The 17214-nt window shown below is 73.3% G+C and carries 15 protein-coding genes; 13 read left to right on the plus strand and 2 right to left on the minus strand.

Going from position 1 to position 17214, the window contains the following annotated elements; genetic code table 11:
• Positions 1 to 50: 50 nt before the first annotated feature.
• The 3 genes from dnaE to FE634_RS08250 all read left to right on the plus strand — a co-directional run bounded on the left by dnaE (position 51) and on the right by FE634_RS08250 (position 6071).
• Complete coding sequence (gene dnaE, locus FE634_RS08240) at positions 51 to 3608, plus strand: DNA polymerase III subunit alpha (RefSeq protein WP_138875602.1); 3558 nt, start codon at positions 51 to 53, stop codon at positions 3606 to 3608.
• On the plus strand, positions 3605 to 4222 hold the full coding sequence (locus tag FE634_RS08245) for a hypothetical protein (RefSeq protein WP_137292215.1): 618 nt from the start codon (positions 3605 to 3607) through the stop codon (positions 4220 to 4222). Before dnaE ends, FE634_RS08245 begins: the two co-directional genes overlap by 4 nt.
• 127 nt (positions 4223 to 4349) lie before the next feature.
• Entirely contained in the window at positions 4350 to 6071 is a 1722-nt protein-coding gene (locus FE634_RS08250; RefSeq protein ID WP_187366858.1) for a DUF3352 domain-containing protein, read from the plus strand.
• 16 nt (positions 6072 to 6087) lie between these two features.
• Here the strand turns inward: FE634_RS08250 and ybaK are convergent, their stop codons facing one another.
• Both ybaK and FE634_RS08260 read right to left on the minus strand, forming a co-directional pair.
• Entirely contained in the window at positions 6088 to 6585 is a 498-nt protein-coding gene (gene ybaK / locus FE634_RS08255; RefSeq protein WP_138875604.1) for a Cys-tRNA(Pro) deacylase, read from the minus strand.
• Positions 6585 to 7250 (minus strand): LON peptidase substrate-binding domain-containing protein, encoded by a 666-nt coding sequence (locus tag FE634_RS08260; RefSeq protein ID WP_137292212.1) that lies wholly within the window; start codon positions 7248 to 7250, stop codon positions 6585 to 6587. The genes ybaK and FE634_RS08260 overlap by 1 nt, the downstream gene beginning before the upstream one ends.
• 123 nt (positions 7251 to 7373) lie before the next feature.
• On the opposite strand from FE634_RS08260, the gene hisD reads away from it, so the two are divergent.
• From hisD to FE634_RS08310, 10 genes are all read left to right on the plus strand, one after another.
• Complete coding sequence (gene hisD, locus FE634_RS08265) at positions 7374 to 8705, plus strand: histidinol dehydrogenase (RefSeq protein ID WP_137292211.1); 1332 nt, start codon at positions 7374 to 7376, stop codon at positions 8703 to 8705.
• Positions 8702 to 9808: a histidinol-phosphate transaminase gene (locus FE634_RS08270; RefSeq protein WP_148240504.1), complete on the plus strand. Its 1107-nt coding sequence runs from the start codon at positions 8702 to 8704 to the stop codon at positions 9806 to 9808. Before hisD ends, FE634_RS08270 begins: the two co-directional genes overlap by 4 nt.
• A complete protein-coding gene (hisB, locus tag FE634_RS08275) occupies positions 9805 to 10422 on the plus strand; it encodes an imidazoleglycerol-phosphate dehydratase HisB (RefSeq protein ID WP_134766370.1) in 618 nt (205 codons plus the stop codon). Before FE634_RS08270 ends, hisB begins: the two co-directional genes overlap by 4 nt.
• Positions 10419 to 11069 carry an imidazole glycerol phosphate synthase subunit HisH gene (gene hisH, locus FE634_RS08280; RefSeq protein WP_148240505.1) on the plus strand — a complete coding sequence of 217 codons (651 nt, stop codon included), beginning with the start codon at positions 10419 to 10421 and terminating at the stop codon, positions 11067 to 11069. Before hisB ends, hisH begins: the two co-directional genes overlap by 4 nt.
• On the plus strand, positions 11066 to 11392 hold the full coding sequence (locus tag FE634_RS08285) for a hypothetical protein (RefSeq protein WP_137292207.1): 327 nt from the start codon (positions 11066 to 11068) through the stop codon (positions 11390 to 11392). The genes hisH and FE634_RS08285 overlap by 4 nt, the downstream gene beginning before the upstream one ends.
• 10 nt (positions 11393 to 11402) lie before the next feature.
• On the plus strand, positions 11403 to 12155 hold the full coding sequence (priA, locus tag FE634_RS08290; protein WP_137292206.1) for a bifunctional 1-(5-phosphoribosyl)-5-((5-phosphoribosylamino)methylideneamino)imidazole-4-carboxamide isomerase/phosphoribosylanthranilate isomerase PriA: 753 nt from the start codon (positions 11403 to 11405) through the stop codon (positions 12153 to 12155).
• Entirely contained in the window at positions 12152 to 12925 is a 774-nt protein-coding gene (hisF, locus tag FE634_RS08295) for an imidazole glycerol phosphate synthase subunit HisF (RefSeq protein ID WP_148240506.1), read from the plus strand. Before priA ends, hisF begins: the two co-directional genes overlap by 4 nt.
• Before the next feature lie 89 nt (positions 12926 to 13014).
• Positions 13015 to 13323, plus strand: a complete 309-nt coding sequence (locus FE634_RS08300) for a hypothetical protein (protein ID WP_137292204.1) — start codon at positions 13015 to 13017, stop codon at positions 13321 to 13323.
• Positions 13324 to 13460: 137 nt separating this feature from the next.
• Complete coding sequence (locus FE634_RS08305; protein WP_138875606.1) at positions 13461 to 15284, plus strand: ABC transporter ATP-binding protein; 1824 nt, start codon at positions 13461 to 13463, stop codon at positions 15282 to 15284.
• A complete protein-coding gene (locus FE634_RS08310; RefSeq protein WP_316043826.1) occupies positions 15281 to 17185 on the plus strand; it encodes an ABC transporter ATP-binding protein in 1905 nt (634 codons plus the stop codon). The genes FE634_RS08305 and FE634_RS08310 overlap by 4 nt, the downstream gene beginning before the upstream one ends.
• Positions 17186 to 17214: the final 29 nt, after the last annotated feature.

The raw sequence follows: 17214 nt of genomic DNA on the forward strand, positions 1-17214 counted from the left end.
CCGCGCCCGCACGACAGTCCACGATCCTTCCCTGAGGAGCGCCCCACCCGATGTCGAACGGCTCGAGCCAGGACTCCTTCGTCCACCTGCACGTCCACACCGAGTACTCGATGCTCGACGGCGCGGCGCGGCTCGGTGCCCTGACCGAGCGGGCCGCCGAGCTCGGCATGCCGGCGGTCGCGATGACCGACCACGGCAACGTCTTCGGCGCCTTCGAGTTCTACAAGAAGGCCAAGAGCGCCGGGGTCAAGCCGATCATCGGCATCGAGGCCTACTTCACCCCCAACATCAGCCGGCACGAGCGCAAGCGCGTCAACTTCTACGGCGGCGGACCCGACGACGTCTCGAGCCGGGGCGCCTACACCCACATGACGCTGCTCTCGGAGTCGACGCAGGGCATGCACAACCTGTTCCGGCTCTCCACCGGGGCGTGGCGCGACGGCTTCTTCCAGCACCCGCGCATGGACCGCGAGCTGCTCTCCCAGCACGGCGCCGGCCTGATCGGCACGACCGGGTGCCCCTCGGGCGAGGTCCAGGTGCACCTGCGCCACGACGCCTACGACGCCGCCCGCCAGACCGCGGCCGACTTCCAGGACATCCTCGGCAAGGAGAACTACTTCCTCGAGCTGATGGACCACGGGCTCGACATCGAGAAGCGGGTCCGCGACGGCCTGCTCCGCCTCGCCAAGGACCTGCAGATCCCGCTGCTGGCGACCAACGACTCCCACTACGTCAACAAGGAGGACGCGCTGTCGCAGGAGCACCTCCTGTGCATCAACTCCGGGTCGACGATGGACATCCCGGCCGGCGACGGGCCGGGGCAGCGCTTCGCGTTCTCCGGCGACGGCTACTACCTCAAGACGGCCGAGGAGATGCGCCACCTGTGGCGCGACCTGCCCGAGGCGTGCGACAACACCCTGCTCATCGCCGAGCGCTGCGACGTCGCCTTCACCGAGGGCAGCGGCACCTTCATGCCGAAGTTCCCGTGCCCGCCGGGGGAGAACGAGGACTCCTGGCTGGTCAAGGAGGTCGAGACCGGGCTCGCCGTGCGCTACCCGAACGGCGTCCCGGAGGCCTCGCGCAAGCAGGCCGAGTTCGAGATCGACGTCATCACCCGGATGGGCTTCTCCGGCTACTTCCTCGTCGTCGCCGACTTCATCAACTGGGCCAAGAAGAACGGCATCCGGGTCGGCCCCGGCCGCGGCTCCGGTGCCGGCTCGATGGTCGCCTACGCGATGCGGATCACCGACCTCGACCCGCTCGTCCACGGCCTGATCTTCGAGCGGTTCCTCAACCCCGACCGCGTCTCGATGCCCGACTTCGACATCGACTTCGACGAGCGCCGGCGCGGGGAGGTGATCCGCTACGTCACCGACAAGTACGGCGACGAGCGCGTCTCCTACATCGTCACCTACGGCACCATCAAGGCCAAGCAGGCCGTCAAGGACTCCAGCCGGATCCTGGCCTACCCCTTCGCGATGGGCGACCGGATCACCAAGGCCATGCCGGCGGCGGTGATGGGCAAGGACGTCCCGCTGCAGGAGATCTTCAACCCCGAGCACAAGCGCTACGGCGAGGGCGGCGAGTTCCGCGCCCTCTACGACGGCGACAACGACGTCAAGCGGGTCGTCGACACCGCGATGGGCATCGAGGGCCTCAAGCGGCAGTGGGGCGTGCACGCGGCCGGCGTGATCATGTCCAGCGAGCCGCTGCTCGACATCATCCCGATGCTCAAGCGGCCCTCCGACGGCGCCATGATCACGCAGTTCGACTACCCGACCTGCGAGAGCCTCGGGCTCATCAAGATGGACTTCCTGGGGCTGCGCAACCTCACCGTCCTCGACGACGCGGTGAAGAACATCCAGGCCAACCGCGGCGAGACCATCGTCCTGGAGGACCTCGAGCTCACCGACGAGGCCACCTACGCGCTGCTCCAGCGCGGCGACACCCTCGGCGTCTTCCAGCTCGACGGCGGCCCGATGCGCGCCCTGCTCCGCTCGATGCGGCCCGACACCTTCGAGGACATCTCGGCCGTCGGCGCGCTCTACCGGCCGGGGCCGATGGGCGCCGACTCGCACAACAAGTACGCGCGCCGCAAGACCGGTCGCGAGCCGGTCGAGGCGATCCACCCCGAGCTGAAGGACGCCCTCGAGGACGTGCTCGGCGAGACCTACGGCCTGATCGTGTACCAGGAGCAGGTGATGGCGATCGCGCAGAAGCTCGCGGGCTACACGCTGGGCCAGGCCGACATCCTGCGTCGCGCGATGGGCAAGAAGAAGAAGGAGGAGCTGGACAAGCAGTTCGCCGGCTTCTCGGCCGGCATGACCGCCAACGGCTACTCCGGCGCCGCGATCAAGACCCTGTGGGACATCCTGCTGCCGTTCTCCGACTACGCCTTCAACAAGGCGCACTCGGCGGCGTACGGGATGGTCTCCTACTGGACGGCCTACCTCAAGGCCAACTACCCGGCCGAGTACATGGCCGCGCTGCTGACCTCGACGCGCGACGACAAGGACAAGTCCGCGATCTACCTCAACGAGTGCCGGCGGATGAAGATCCAGGTGCTCCCGCCCGACGTCAACGAGTCCTCGGCCAACTTCACCCCGGTCGGGCGCGACATCCGCTTCGGCCTCACCGCGGTCCGCAACGTCGGCGCGAACGTCGTCGACGGCATCGTGGCCGGGCGCGAGGAGAAGGGGCGCTACGCCGACTTCAACGACTTCATGGGCAAGGTCCCGGCCCTGGTCTGCAACAAGCGGGTCCTGGAGTCGCTGATCAAGGCCGGCGCGTTCGACGAGATGAAGCTCAAGCGCAAGGCGCTGGTCGCCATCCACGAGACCGCCGTCGACCAGTACGTCGACATCAAGCGCAACGAGGCGATCGGCCAGGACTCGCTGTTCGCCGGGCTCGACGACGACGAGGGCGGCGGGGGCTTCGGCATCACCGTCGTCGTCCCCGAGATCGACGAGTGGGACAAGATGACCCTGCTCGGCCACGAGCGCGACATGCTCGGGCTCTACGTCTCCGACCACCCGCTGCTCGGTCTCGAGCACGTGCTGTCCACCGGCACCGACTGCACGATCGGGCAGCTGATGCTCGACGAGGAGCGCTCCGACGGATCGCCCATCACCATCAGCGGCCTGATCACCTCGGTCCAGCGCAAGATCACCAAGCGCGGCGACGCCTGGGCGATGATCACCCTGGAGGACCTCGACGGCGCCATCGACGTGCTGCTCTTCCCCAGCGCCTACCAGCTGGCGAGCCCGCACCTGGTCGAGGACGCGATCGTCACCGTCAAGGGCCGGCTCTCCAAGAGCAAGGACCAGCCCGAGATCCACGGGCAGGAGATCTCGGTGCCCGACCTCTCCGAGGGTCCCAGCGGACCGGTGACGATCAGCCTGCCGTCGACGCGCTGCACCGCCCCGGTCATCGAGCAGCTGCGCGACGTCCTCGGCACCCACCCCGGCATGACCGAGGTGCGGCTGAAGCTGCTGTCGCGGCAGTCGACGAAGCTGATGCGCCTCGACGACCGGCTGCGGGTCACCCCGACCCCGGCGCTGTTCGCCGACTTGAAGCAGCTCCTCGGACCGGGTTGTCTGACCGGGTGACCACCGACCTGCCCGCGCCCCGGATCCCGGCGCCGCCCTCGCACCCCGGCCCGCGGACGCCCGTGCCGTGGCGCGGCATCGCGGTCGAGGGTGCGCTGGTGCTCGCGGTCTTCGCGCTGGCCGGCGCGGTCGTCGGGTGGCTCTGGGAGCGGTGGGTCACCCCGCCCGAGGGGGTCGTGTTCGAGGGCAGGTGGCGCCTCGGGTACCGGATCGAGGGTGACTTCTTCGTGGGCGACTTCGACAGCCTGGGACACGGCTTCGGCGTCATCGGCACCTTCGTGGTCCTCGGCCTGGTCGGTGGCCTCGTGGTCGGCACCGCGGCCGCGCTGCTGTGCCGTCGCTCCGAGCTGGCCACCCTGGCCTTCGTGGCCGTCGGTGCCGTGCTGGCCGGGGTCGTCAGCTACCGGCTCGGCCTCGCGCTCGGACCGCCCGACCCGGGCTCGGCCGCGGCGTCCGCCGCCGACGGCACCATGCTCACCGGCAGCCTCGGGATCGACGGGCCCAGCCCGTTCGTGGCCTGGCCCCTCGCCGCGCTCGTGGGCCTGACCTTCACCTACTTCCTCACCTCGCCGCGCGATTCGGGCGGAACCACCGCGGGTAGACACCCGTCGTAGACGAGAATGTCGCGTCAGGCGCCCCGTGCGCCGGCCCGACGCCCCACCGTGCCTGAAAGCGGGTCGCCTCATGTCCAGCCAGCTCCCTCCGTCCGGTCCCCCCGTGGGCCCGCCGTCCGGCCCCCCGGTGGGTCCGCCGCCCTCGGGTCCGCCGGAGTTCCTCGACAGCGGCCGGTCCTCCGGCCCCGTCCCGTCGTCGCCGGCGGACGGCGCGCGTCGCCCCGCCGGCCGCCGGCGCGCGGTCATCGCGGGCGGCGCGATCGCCGGGATCGCCGCGGTCGGCACGGGCGGCTACTTCGCGTGGAGCGCCTACCTCGCCACCGGCCCGCAGCCGGCCGAGGCGCTGCCGGCGAGCACGGTCGCCTACGTGAGCGTCGACCTCGACCCCAGCGGCAAGCAGAAGCTGGCCGCGCTCGACGCCCTCGAGAAGTTCCCGGCGTTCGAGGAGAACGTCGACGTCGACCGCGACGACGACCTGCGCCAGAGCCTGGTCGAGCTGGTCCAGCGCGAGGAGGGGGTCTGCCCCGACATCGACTACGCCGACGACATTGAGCCGTGGCTCGGCGACCGGTTCGCGATGGCCGCCGTCGACCTCGGTGACGGGGGCGGCGACGTCGACCCCGACGACGTGACGCCCGTCGGCGTCCTGCAGGTGACCGACGCCGACGCCGCCGAGGAGGGCCTCGAGAAGCTGCTGGGCTGCCTCGCCGAGGGTGGCGACGACCTGGGCGGCTGGGCCGTCCAGGGTGACTGGGTCGTGCTCGCCGAGACCGACGAGCTCGCCCAGGAGGTCACCGACGCCGCCACCGACGCGCCGCTGTCCGACGACGACGACTTCCAGCGGTGGACCGACGCCGCCGGCGACGAGGGCATCCTCACCGCCTACGCCGCACCCGCGGCCGGACCCCTGCTGGCCGAGGCGGTCGGGTCGTTCGGCGGCCTGGCCGCGGCGGTGCCCAGCTGTCCCGCGCCCGCGCCGGGCGCCTCGGTCGACCCCGGGACCGACGTCGACCCCGTCGTGCCGCCGTGCGGTGACGTCGAGGTGCCCGAGCCCGACGCCGCGGCGTCCGCGCTGCGCGAGCAGCTCGAGGACTTCCAGGGGATGGCCCTCAAGGTGCGCTTCGACGACGGCGGCCTCGAGGTCGAGGCGGCGACCGGTGCCGCCGTCAGCGGCCTCGACACCCTCCCGGCGTCCGAGCGCGGCGGCGACGTCGTGGCGACGCTGCCCGACGACACCGCGATGGCCCTCGGCCTCGGGTTCGAGGAGGGCTGGTTCGACTCCTTCGTCGGCGGCATGGCCGCGGGCAGCGGCGGCCTGCTCGACGTCGACGAGCTGATTGCGACGATCGAGCAGGAGACCGGCCTCCAGCTGCCCGAGGACGCCGAGGCGCTGCTCGGAGAGTCGGCCGCCCTGGCGGTGGGCGGCGACATCGACCTCACCGAGGTCGCGGGGATGCCCGACCCGACCGGCCTGCCGGTCGGGATCAAGGTCCGGGGCGACACCGACCGGATCGAGTCGCTCCTGGAGCAGCTCGACGCCGCCGCGGCCGGGGTCGAGCACCGCGGCGACGGCGACCACGTCGCCGCCGGGTTCTCCGCCGACTACGTCGACTCCCTCCTCGGCGACGGCGACCTCGGCGACACCGACGCCTACCGGGACGTCATCCCCGAGTCCGACGACGCCGCGGCGGTGCTCTTCGTGAACTTCGACGCCGGCTCCTGGCTCGACCGGCTCGCGGAGGGCGACGACGAGGTCGCCGCCAACGTCGAGCCGCTCAGCGCCGCCGGCCTGTCGGCCTGGGTCGACGACGACGTCGCGCACAGCCTGCTGCGGATCACCGTCGACTGAGGCGCCGGCCGGTTCCTCAGCTCCGGCCGATCGGGGCCGTGGTCGCGCCGGTGACGGCGACCAGGTCGGCCGGGGCGAGCTCGAGGTCGAGCCCCCGGCGGCCGCCGGAGACCAGGACGGTGTCGTGGTCGAGGGCGCCGGCGTCGACGACGGTGAGGTGAGAGCGCTTCTGCCCGATCGGGGAGATGCCGCCGACGACGTAGCCGGTGGCGCGCTCGGCCGCCGCCGGGTCGGCCATCTGGGCCTTGCGGCCCCCGGCCACGCGGGCCAGGGCCTTGAGGTCAAGTTGCCCGGTCACCGGGACGACGCCCACCACGAGCCGGCCGTCGACGTCGGCCAGCAGCGTCTTGTAGACCCGTGCCGGGTCGACGCCGAGCGCCTCGGCGGCCTCCAGCCCGTAGGACCCCGCGCGCGGGTCGTGGTGGTACTCGCGCAGGACGAAGCCGATGCCGGCCGCCGCCAGGGCGACGGTGGCCGGGGTGGCGCCGCTGCCGGCGCCCTTGCGCCCGGCCATCAGTTCGGCGACCAGCGGGTCCGGGCCACCTCCGTGGCCGGCAGCGAGGGGATGACGTTCATCGCGCGCAGCTCGGAGCGCAGCAGGTCGGTGACCAGCACGAGGCGCTCGCCGGCGTCGTCGGCCTCGAGGAGCGCCTGCCGGTCGTGCAGGGGCAGCGGCGCGCACGCGGCCAGCGTCCACGACAGGTAGGACGCGTCGCGCGGCAGCATGCCCTCGTAGGGGTCGGCGCGGATCTCCGACAGCGCCTGGCGGTAGGCGGTGAACGTCGACCGCGCCCGGTCGAGGATCTCGGGGGCGACGTCGGAGGTGGGCTCCGGGAGCTCCTCGACGTGGCCGACCGGGAACGGGCCGGTGGTGTCGAGGCGGTCGAGCTGGATCCGCTCCAGCCCGACGGCGACCACGTCGAAGGTGCCGTCGGCGTGCGCCTCGATCTCGGTGAGCAGCGCCTTGCAGCCGACCCGGAACAGCGACTGCGCTCCGTGGTCGCCGACCTCGTAGCCCTCGCGGACACCGACGGAGCCGAAGAGCCGCTCGGTGGGGTCCTCGATCCGGAGCAGGTGGTGGACCAGGGCGCGGTAGCGGTCCTCGAAGACGTGCAGCGGCACGCTGAGCCCCGGGAACAGCACCGCGTTCAGTGGGAACATCGGCAGCTGCTCGGTCACGTGCCCAACCTAACGGGCCCCGGCCACCCCTGCGGGCCACCCGGCGCCCACGCAGCGCCCACCCAGCGCCCACCCAGCGCCACCGCGTCCGGGCGCGGCGGGCGCCCCGCCTAGAATCGAGCCATGATCCGCCGCATCGACCTCCGTGGAGTTCTCGCCTCCGGCACTCCCGTCGACTACCGCGCCGCCGTGCCGCGCGCGGACTTCGACGTCGAGGCGGCGATCCCGGCCGTCCACGACATCTGCGAGGCCGTCCGCACCCGCGGGCTCGAGGCCATCCTCGAGCTCAACGCGCGCTTCGACGGCGGCACCGCCGACGACGACATCCGCGTCCCGGCCGCCACCATCAGCGCCGCGCTGGAGACCCTCGACCCCGACATCCGCGCCGGGCTGGAGGAGTCGATCCGGCGGCTGCGCGCCACCTGCGCCCGCGAGCTCGAGCACGACGTCACCACCGAGCTCGGACCCGGCGCCACCGTCACCCACCGCAAGATCCCGGTCGACCGCGTCGGCCTCTACGTGCCCGGCGGCCTGGCGCCGCTCGTGTCGAGCGTGCTGATGAACGTCGTCCCGGCCCAGACAGCGGGCGTCGGCTCGATCGCGCTGGCCAGCCCGCCGCAGCGCGACCACGGCGGCCTCCCGCACCCCACCATCCTGGCCGCCTGCGCGCTGCTCGGCATCGACGAGGTCTACGCCGTCGGGGGCGCGCAGGCGATCGCGATGTTCGCCCACGGCACCGGACCGTGCCGCCGCGTCGACCTGGTCACCGGTCCCGGCAACATCTACGTCGTCACCGCCAAGCGGATCCTCAAGGGCCTGGTCGGCATCGACTCGGAGGCCGGGCCGACCGAGATCGTCGTGCTCGCCGACGACACCGCCGTGCCCGCGCACGTCGCCGCCGACCTGGTCAGCCAGGCCGAGCACGACCCCCTCGCGGCCGCGGTGCTCGTGACGCCGTCGGAGACCCTGGCCGCCGCGGTCGCCGCCGAGCTCGAGGTGCAGGTGCCGGCCACCAAGCACGTCGAGCGGATCCGCACCGCGCTCGCCGGCGCGCAGTCGGGCGTCGTCCTGGTCGACGACCTCGAGCAGGGCCTCGACGTCGTCAACGCCTACGGCGCCGAGCACCTCGAGATCCAGACCGCCGACGCCGCCGCCTGGGCCGCGCGGGTGCGCAACGCCGGCGCGATCTTCGTCGGTCCGCACGCCCCGGTGAGCCTCGGCGACTACTGCGCCGGCTCCAACCACGTGCTGCCCACCGGCGGTTGTGCCTGCCACTCCTCGGGCCTCTCGGTGCGTGCGTTCCTCAAGTCCGTGCACGTCGTCGACTACAGCCGCGAGGCGCTCGCCGAGGTCGCCGACCACGTGGTCACCCTCGCCGAGGCCGAGGACCTGCCCGGGCACGGCCAGGCCGTGCGGGTCCGGTTCGCCGACGTCGCGGCCGACGAGCAGCCATGACCTTCCCGCCGATCCGGGAGGAGCTGCGCGGCATCGAGCCGTACGGCGCTCCCCAGCTCTCCGCCGCCCTGGCGCCGGTCCAGCTCAACGTCAACGAGAACCCGTACCCGCCGTCGGCCGCGGTCGTCGCGGACGTCGCGACCGCGGTGGCGCAGGCGACGACGTCGCTGAACCGCTACCCCGACCGCGAGCTCACCGACCTCCGGGCCGCGCTGGCCGCCTACCTGTCGGGCGACAGCGGCGGGGTGCCCATCGGGCCGGAGCAGGTCTGGGCGGCCAACGGCTCCAACGAGGTCATGCTGCAGCTCCTGCAGGCCTTCGGCGGACCCGGGCGGACCGCGATCAGCTTCGCGCCGACGTACTCGATGTATCCCGAGTACGCCCGCGACACCCACACCCGCTGGCTGACCGGACGCCGCGAGAGCGACTTCAGCCTCGACCTCGACGCCGCCCGCGCGCTCGTCGAGGCCGAGCGGCCCTCGGTCGTCCTGCTGCCCTCGCCCAACAACCCCACCGGCACCGCGCTGCCGCCCGAGGCCGTCACCGCGCTGTGCGAGGCCGTCGGCGACGGGGGAGTGGTCGTGGTCGACGAGGCCTACGGCGAGTTCCGGCGCGCCGGCACCCAGAGCGCCCTCGAGCTGCTGCCGGTGCACCGCAACCTCGTCGTGTCGCGCACGATGAGCAAGGCCTTCGCGCTCGCCGGCGCCCGCCTCGGCTACCTCGCCGCCGCCGCGGAGATCTGCGACGCCATCCGCGTCGTCCGGCTCCCGTACCACCTCTCGGCGGTCACCCAGGCCGTCGCGCTGGCCGCGCTGAGGCACGCCCCCGAGCTGCTCGGCCGCGTCGACGACCTGCGCACCGAGCGCGACGCCACCGTCGGGTGGCTGCGCGATCAGGGGCTCGACGTCGCGGAGTCCGACGCGAACTTCGTGCTGTTCGGGACCTTCGCCGACCGGCACGCGGTGTGGCAGGCCCTGCTCGACCAGGGGGTGCTGATCCGCGAGACTGGCCCCGACGGCTGGCTCCGGGTCTCGGTCGGCACCGCCGAGGAGATGACGTCGTTCAAGCACGCCCTCACCAGGGCCCTGAAGGAGATCGCATGACCCGCACCGCACGCATCGAGCGCCAGACCAGCGAGTCGAAGGTGCTCGTCGAGGTCGACCTCGACGGCTCGGGCCGACACGACATCTCCACCGGCGTCGGGTTCTACGACCACATGCTCACCGCGTTCGCCCGCCACAGCCTGGTCGACCTCGTCGCGCGCACCGAGGGCGACGTCCACATCGACGGCCACCACACCGTCGAGGACACCGCCATCGCGCTCGGCCAGGCCCTGCGCCAGGCCCTCGGCGACAAGTCCGGCATCCGCCGCTTCGGCGACGCCACCGTGCCGCTCGACGAGGCGCTCGTCCAGGCCGTCGTCGACGTGTCCGGGCGGCCCTACTGCGTGCACACCGGCGAGCCCGAGGGCCAGCAGTACGTCGCCCTCGGCGGCGGCGTCCCCGGCAGCGTCGCCTACCTCGGCTCGCTGACGCGCCACGTCTTCGAGACCATCGCGTTCCACGGCCACCTCGCCCTGCACGTGCGGGTGCTGGCCGGTCGCGAGCCGCACCACATCGTGGAGACGCAGTTCAAGGCGTTCGCCCGCGCGTTCCGCGACGCCGTCGCGATCGACCCGCGCGAGACGGGCATCCCCTCGACCAAGGGCGCGCTGTGAGCCAGCCCTCCGTCGTCGTCCTCGACTACGGCTCGGGCAACCTCCGCTCCGTCGTGCGCGCGGTCGAGCGCGCCGGCGCCGACGTCACCCTGACCGGCGACTTCGCGACCGCCCTGGACGCCGACGGGCTGCTGGTCCCCGGTGTCGGCGCGTACGCGGCCTGCATGGCCGGGCTGCGCGAGATCAAGGGCGACCGGCTCATCGGGCGCCGCCTCGCCGGTGGCCGCCCGGTGCTCGGCATCTGCGTGGGCATGCAGGTCCTCTTCGAGCGCGGCGTCGAGCACGGCGTCGAGACCGCCGGGTGCGACGAGTGGCCCGGCACGGTCTCGCGGCTCGAGGCCGACGTCGTCCCGCACATGGGCTGGAACACCGTCGACGTGCCGGAGGGCACCACCCTGTTCGCCGGCATCGAGGACGAGCGGTTCTACTTCGTCCACTCCTACGCCGCCCGCACCTGGGACCTCGTCACGACCGGGCACACCCGGGCACCGCTGGTCACCTGGGCCGAGACCGGGCCGAGCGAGCAGCGCGGCGACCGGTTCGTGGCGGCCGTCGAGAACGGTCCCCTGAGCGCGACCCAGTTCCACCCCGAGAAGTCGGGCGACGCCGGGGCCGCGCTGCTGCGGAACTGGGTGCTGAGCCTGTGAGCAAGGAGCGGGCCCGACGCCGCGAGGCCCGTGAGCAGGAGCTCGCCGCCGCGGCCGCCGTCCGGGCCGCCGAGGCCGAGAGGCGACGCCGTCGCGAGGCGCGGCGGGCCACGCTCACCCGCCTGGTCCCGACCCCGGCAGCCGGCCAGAGCGGCACCCTGGCCGCCCGCCGGCGCCAGGCCACCGGGCTCGTCGTCGCCGGCGTCGTCTGCCTCAACGTGCTGGTCTTCCTCGGCACCAGCTCGTGGGAGCCGCGGGCACTGTTCCTGCTGCTCTGCCTCCTCGTCGGCCCCATCGCCGCCGCCCTGATCACCCGGAAGTGAGAACCACCCCATGAGCGACTACCTCCAGCTGCTGCCCGCCGTCGACATCACCGAGGGCCGCGCCGTCCAGCTCGCCCAGGGCGTCGCCGGCTCCGAGCGCGCCTACGGCGACCCGGTGGCCGCCGCCCTGCGCTGGCAGGACGCCGGCTCCGAGTGGCTGCACCTGGTCGACCTCGACGCCGCCTTCGGCCGGGGGAGCAACCGCGAGCTGCAGGCCGAGATCGTCGGCACCCTCGACATCGACGTGGAGATGAGCGGCGGCATCCGCGACGACGAGTCGCTCGCCGCCGCGCTCGCCACGGGGTGCCGCCGGGTCAACATCGGCACCGCGGCGCTGGAGCAGCCGGAGTGGTGCGCCCGGATCATCGCCGAGCACGGCGACCGGATCGCGATCGGCCTCGACGTGCGGGGCCGCACCCTCGCCGCGCGCGGCTGGACCCGGGAGGGCGGCGACCTCTACGAGGTGCTGGCCCGCCTCGACGCCGAGGGCTGTGCGCGCTACGTCGTCACCGACGTCAACAAGGACGGCATGCTCGCCGGCCCGAACCTCCAGCTGCTGCAGGACGTGTGCGCGGCCACCGACCGCCCGGTCATCGCCTCCGGCGGCGTCACCACGCTCGACGACGTCCGGGCCCTGATGGGGCTGGTGGAGGTCGGGGTGGAGGGCGCGATCGCCGGCACCGCCCTCTACGAGGGCCGCTTCACCCTCGAGGACGCGCTGGCCCTCACCCTGCCCGAGCGCGCCGGCGGGACGCCGTCGTGAGCCTGGCCGTCCGCGTCATCCCCTGCCTCGACGTCGACGCGGGCCGGGTCGTCAAGGGCATCAACTTCCTCGACCTGCGCGACGCCGGCGACCCCGTCGAGCTCGCCCGCAGCTACGACGCCGAGGGCGCCGACGAGCTGACCTTCCTCGACATCTCCGCCTCCCACGAGGGCCGGGCGACCACGATGGACATCGTCTCCCGCACCGCCGAGGAGGTCTTCATCCCGCTGACCGTGGGCGGCGGCATCTCCTCGGTCCAGGACGTCGACCGGTTGCTGCGCGCGGGCGCCGACAAGGTCGCCGTCAACACCGCGGCGATCCGGCGCCCCGAGCTGGTCGCCGAGATCGCCGACCGCTTCGGCAACCAGGTGCTGGTGCTCTCGGTCGACGCCCGCCGCGTCGCCGGTGACGAGGACCGCACCGACTCCGGCTTCGAGGTCACCACGCACGGCGGGCGCCGGTCGGCCGGCCTGGACGCCGTCGCGTGGGCCGCGCGCGCGGCCGAGCTGGGCGCCGGCGAGATCCTGCTCAACGCGATGGACGCCGACGGCACCCAGGACGGTTTTGACCTCGAGCTGATCCGCATGGTCCGGGCCGCCGTCTCGGTCCCGGTCATCGCCTCCGGCGGCGCCGGTGCCGTCGACCACTTCGCCCCCGCGGTCGACGCCGGCGCCGACGCCGTCCTGGCCGCGACGGTCTTCCACTTCGGCACGCTGCGGATCGGCGACGTCAAGGGCGCGCTCGGCGCCGCCGGGCACCCGGTGCGCTGAGGCTCCGGGCGGACCCCGCCCGACCCGCCGGCCGACCGTGTCGGCCGGTCACCCGTCTCGCGTCGGTGCCGGCCCCTAGGGTCGGGGCCATGAGCTACGAGGTCTACGACGCCGCAGCGGCACCGGACGGCGAGGAGGCGGCCTGGCAGGTCGTCGTCGAGTACTCCAACAAGGGGGAGGCGAAGCCGTCGACCCTGCTCGACGTGCTTCCCCAGACCTACGGCGACGTCGAGGCGGCCGAGGCGGCCGCGCTCGAGGTCGCCCGGACCTTCTCGCCGCCCGACCCGTGGTCACCACAGGGGCGGACCGTCTTCCGGGAGAGCGCGGGCTTCCTCACCCAGGTCCGGGGCGCCACCAAGACCTTCCACTTCAGCACCCGCGTCGTGCGCCGGGTCTGAGGCGGCCCGGTGGCGCCGACTTGACCTCGGGTGCGGTCGAGGTTGCACCCTGAACCCGGACACCACCGAGGAATAGCCGCCGCCCGGCCGAGGTTGCCGCAGGCTGTGCGCCCCGGCACCCCGACCGCAGGAGAATCGTGACCGACACCGCCGTACCGCCGTCCCGACTCGGGCGCGGCTCGACGAGCGCGGGCTTCGCGGTCCTGTGGGTCGCGATCAAGCAGGAGCCGTGGATCTTCACCCTCTCCACGGTGGGGAGCCTGCTCTTCGGCGCGCTGACCGTCGCCGACGCCTGGGTGCTCGGGTGGGCCACCGACCACGTCGTGCTGCCGGCGTTCCGCGACGGCGAGATCGGCGCGGACATGCTGTGGGCGGTGCTCGCCCTCTTCGTGGGCGTCGCCATCCTGCGCGCGGTCGGCATCGTCGCGCGCCGTCTCGGCGCCGGGATCATGCAGTACCGGATGCAGGCCCGCTACCGCCGCGACGTGACCCGCCGCTACCTGGCCCTGCCCATGCGGTGGCACCAGCAGCACCCGACCGGTGAGCTGCTGAGCAACGCCAACGCCGACGTCGAGGCCGCGTGGGGACCGATCGCGCCGCTGCCGATGGCGGTCGGCACCCTCGCGATGATGGTGATCGCCGTCGGCCAGATGTTCTTCGCCGACGTCGTCCTGGCCACCGTCGGCCTGCTGGTCTTCCCGGCCGTCATCGCCACCAACATCGTCTACCAGTCCCGCGCCCAGGGCTGGGCCACCCGCGCCCAGCAGCTGCGCGCCGAGGTCAGCGAGATCGCGCACGAGTCCTTCGACGGGGCGATGGTCGTCAAGACCCTGGGCCGCGAGGTCGAGGAGACCGAGCGGTTCGCCCGCAAGGCCCGCGAGCTGCGCGACGTCAACATCCGCGTCGGCCGGATCCGCGCCGCCTTCGACCCGGTGCTCGCGGCGCTGCCCAACGTCGGCGTCCTCGTCGTGCTCGCCGTCGGCGTCCAGCGCGTCACCAGCGGCGCCACCGACCCCGGCGACGTGGTCACCGTCGCCTACCTGCTCACGATCGTCTCCTTCCCGATCCGCTCCATCGGCTGGCTGCTGGGCGAGTTCCCCCGCAGCGTGGTCGGCTTCCGCCGCGTCGACGCCGTGCTGCGCGCCACCGGCGAGATGCCCTACGGCGAGGCGGTCGTCCCGGCCCCGCCCGGGGGCGGGGGAGCCCGGCTCGAGGTCTCCGACCTCGCCTACGCCCACACCCCCGCGCAGCCGCTGCTGCACGACCTGTCCTTCACCGTCGACCCCGGCCGCACGGTCGCCCTGGTCGGGGCGACCGCCTCGGGCAAGAGCACGCTCACCACGCTGCTGACCCGCCTGGTCGACCCCGACGGCGGCGCCGTGCTCGTCGACGGGGTCGACGTCCGCGACCTGGCCCGCGGCGCGCTCGCCGACGCCGTCTCGATCGTCCCGCAGACGCCGTTCCTCTTCGACGACACCGTCCGCGGCAACGTCGCGCTCGGCGCCGACGTCAGCGACGAGGAGGTGTGGGCGGCCCTGCGGGTGGCCCAGGCCGACGGCTTCGTCGCCGCCCTGCCCGACGGGCTCTCCGCCCGCCTCGGCGAGCGCGGCACGTCGCTCTCCGGCGGCCAGCGCCAGCGGCTGTCGCTGGCCCGGGCGCTGGTCCGGCGTCCGCGCCTGCTGATCCTCGACGACGCCACCTCGGCGGTCGACCCCGAGGTCGAGGCCCGGATCCTCGCCGGCCTCAAGAACGGCGGTCCCGACGGCCGCCACGACACCACGCTGGTCGTGGTGGCCTACCGCAAGGCCACCATCGGCCTGGCCGACGAGGTCCTGCACCTCGAGGACGGCCGGATCGCCGACCGGGGCACGCACCGCGAGCTGCTCGACCGGTCGCCGGCCTACGCGCGCCTGGTCAACGCCTACGAGCAGGAGCGCGAGACCGAGGAGGCCGCCCGATGAGCACCACCGACACCGACACCGCCGGCGAGCCCACGGGCGGGACCACGGGCGGGAGCACGGGCGACACGGGTGGCCCGGCGGGTGCGGCCCGGGGGGCGTCGGCGTCCGGCACCTCGATGACCACCGGGGAGGAGCTCGGGGCGATCGAGACGATCCGGCGCGGCATCCGGCACTCACCCGAGCTGACCCACGGCATCCGCGGCACGCTGGCGCTCGCCGTCCTCGCCTCGGTCGGGCAGGTCGTCGTCCCGATCGCCGTGCAGCAGACCCTCGACCGCGGGCTCAACGGCCCCGACGGCCCGGACCTCTCCTACACCGTCCTGATGGGGGTGCTCGCCGGGCTCGCGGTGGTGGTCACCAGCGTCGCGTCCTACCTGATGACGACGCGGCTCTTCACCGTCGCCGAGCACGGCCTGGCGACCCTGCGGGTCAAGGCGTTCCGCCACGTGCACGACCTGCCGCTGCTCACCCAGAACACCGAGCGCCGCGGCGCGCTCGTCTCGCGCGTCACCAGCGACGTCGACCAGGTCAGCCAGTTCCTCGTCTTCGGCGGGCTGCTCTTCGTCATCAGCATCGGCCAGGTCCTGATCGCGACCCTCGTGATGCTCTTCTACTCCTGGCAGCTCGCGCTCGTGGTCTGGGTCTGCTTCGCGCCGCTGTTCCTGTCGCTGCGCTACTTTCAGCGCAAGCTGTCCGACGCCTACAGCCTGGTCCGCCGCCAGGTCGGGTCGATGCTCTCGGCGATCTCCGAGCCGGTCGTCGGCGCGGCCGTCGTGAAGTCCTACGCCGTCGAGGCCCGCACCCAGGCCCGCATCGACGAGGCCGTCGCGATCCACCAGCGCGCCAGCACCCGCGCGCAGGGCTTCACCGCCGTCTCGTTCTCGCTGGGCGGGCTGTCCGCCGGCCTCGCGAACGCCGGTGTGCTCGTCGTCGGCATCTGGCTCGGCCAGGGCCGGTTCTGGAGCGCCGGCAACATCACCGCCGGCGAGGTGCTCGCCTTCGCCTTCCTCGTCACCCTCTTCGTCGGACCGGTCCAGATGGGCACCCAGATCCTCACCGACGCCCAGAACGCGATCGCCGGCTGGCGGCGCGTCATCGGCATCCTCGACACCCCCGCCGACCTCGTCGACCCCGGCGAGGACGGCCACGTGCTGCCGCGCGGGCCGATCGACGTCCACTTCGCCGACGTCGGGTTCGCCTACCCGGGCGGCCCGCCGGTGCTGCGCGACGTGACCCTCGACATCGACGCCGGACGCCGCGTCGCGATCGTCGGCGAGACCGGCTCCGGCAAGTCCACCTTCGCCAAGCTGCTCACCCGGCTGATGGACCCCAGCAGCGGTGCCGTCCTGCTCGACGGGATCGACGTCCGCGACGTCGGGCAGGCATCGCTGCGCTCGAGCGTCGTGCTCGTGCCGCAGGAGGGCTTCCTCTTCGACGACACCATCACCGCCAACGTCCGCTACGGCAAGCTCGACGCCACCGAGGACGACGTCCGCGCCAGTGCCGAGGAGCTCGGCCTCGGCGACTGGCTCGCCGGCCTGCCCGCCGGCCTCGACACCCGGGTCGGGCAGCGCGGTGAGTCGCTGTCGGCAGGGGAGCGCCAGCTCGTCGCCCTCCTGCGCGCCCACCTGGCCGACCCCGACCTGCTCGTCCTCGACGAGGCCACCAGCGCCGTCGACCCCCAGCTCGAGATGCGGATCGGGCGCGCCCTCGAGCGGCTCATGTCCGGCCGCACCAGCGTCACGATCGCCCACCGCCTCTCGACCGCCGAGAACGCCGACGAGGTCGTCGTCGTCGACCGCGGCCGCGTCGTCCAGCGCGGCCCGCACGCCGTCCTCGTCGCCGAGCCCGGCAGCGTCTACGCCGGCCTGCACCGCAGCTGGGTCGCCCAGCAGTCCTGACCCCCGCCGAGTCGGCGCGGAGGTCAAGT

Source organism: Nocardioides sp. S-1144 (assembly GCF_005954645.2).
GTDB lineage: Bacteria > Actinomycetota > Actinomycetes > Propionibacteriales > Nocardioidaceae > Nocardioides > Nocardioides dongxiaopingii.

Excerpts from the sequence above, each read along its gene's own strand:
- dnaE (WP_138875602.1), top strand. The coding sequence starts at position 51 with ATGTCGAACGGCTCGAGCCAGGACTCCTTCGTCCACCTGCACGTCCAC.
- ybaK (WP_138875604.1), bottom strand. The coding sequence starts at position 6,585 with ATGGCCGGGCGCAAGGGCGCCGGCAGCGGCGCCACCCCGGCCACCGTC.
- hisD (WP_137292211.1), top strand. The coding sequence starts at position 7,374 with ATGATCCGCCGCATCGACCTCCGTGGAGTTCTCGCCTCCGGCACTCCC.
- FE634_RS08270 (WP_148240504.1), top strand. The coding sequence starts at position 8,702 with ATGACCTTCCCGCCGATCCGGGAGGAGCTGCGCGGCATCGAGCCGTAC.
- hisB (WP_134766370.1), top strand. The coding sequence starts at position 9,805 with ATGACCCGCACCGCACGCATCGAGCGCCAGACCAGCGAGTCGAAGGTG.
- priA (WP_137292206.1), top strand. The coding sequence starts at position 11,403 with ATGAGCGACTACCTCCAGCTGCTGCCCGCCGTCGACATCACCGAGGGC.
- FE634_RS08300 (WP_137292204.1), top strand. The coding sequence starts at position 13,015 with ATGAGCTACGAGGTCTACGACGCCGCAGCGGCACCGGACGGCGAGGAG.
- FE634_RS08310 (WP_316043826.1), top strand. The coding sequence starts at position 15,281 with ATGAGCACCACCGACACCGACACCGCCGGCGAGCCCACGGGCGGGACC.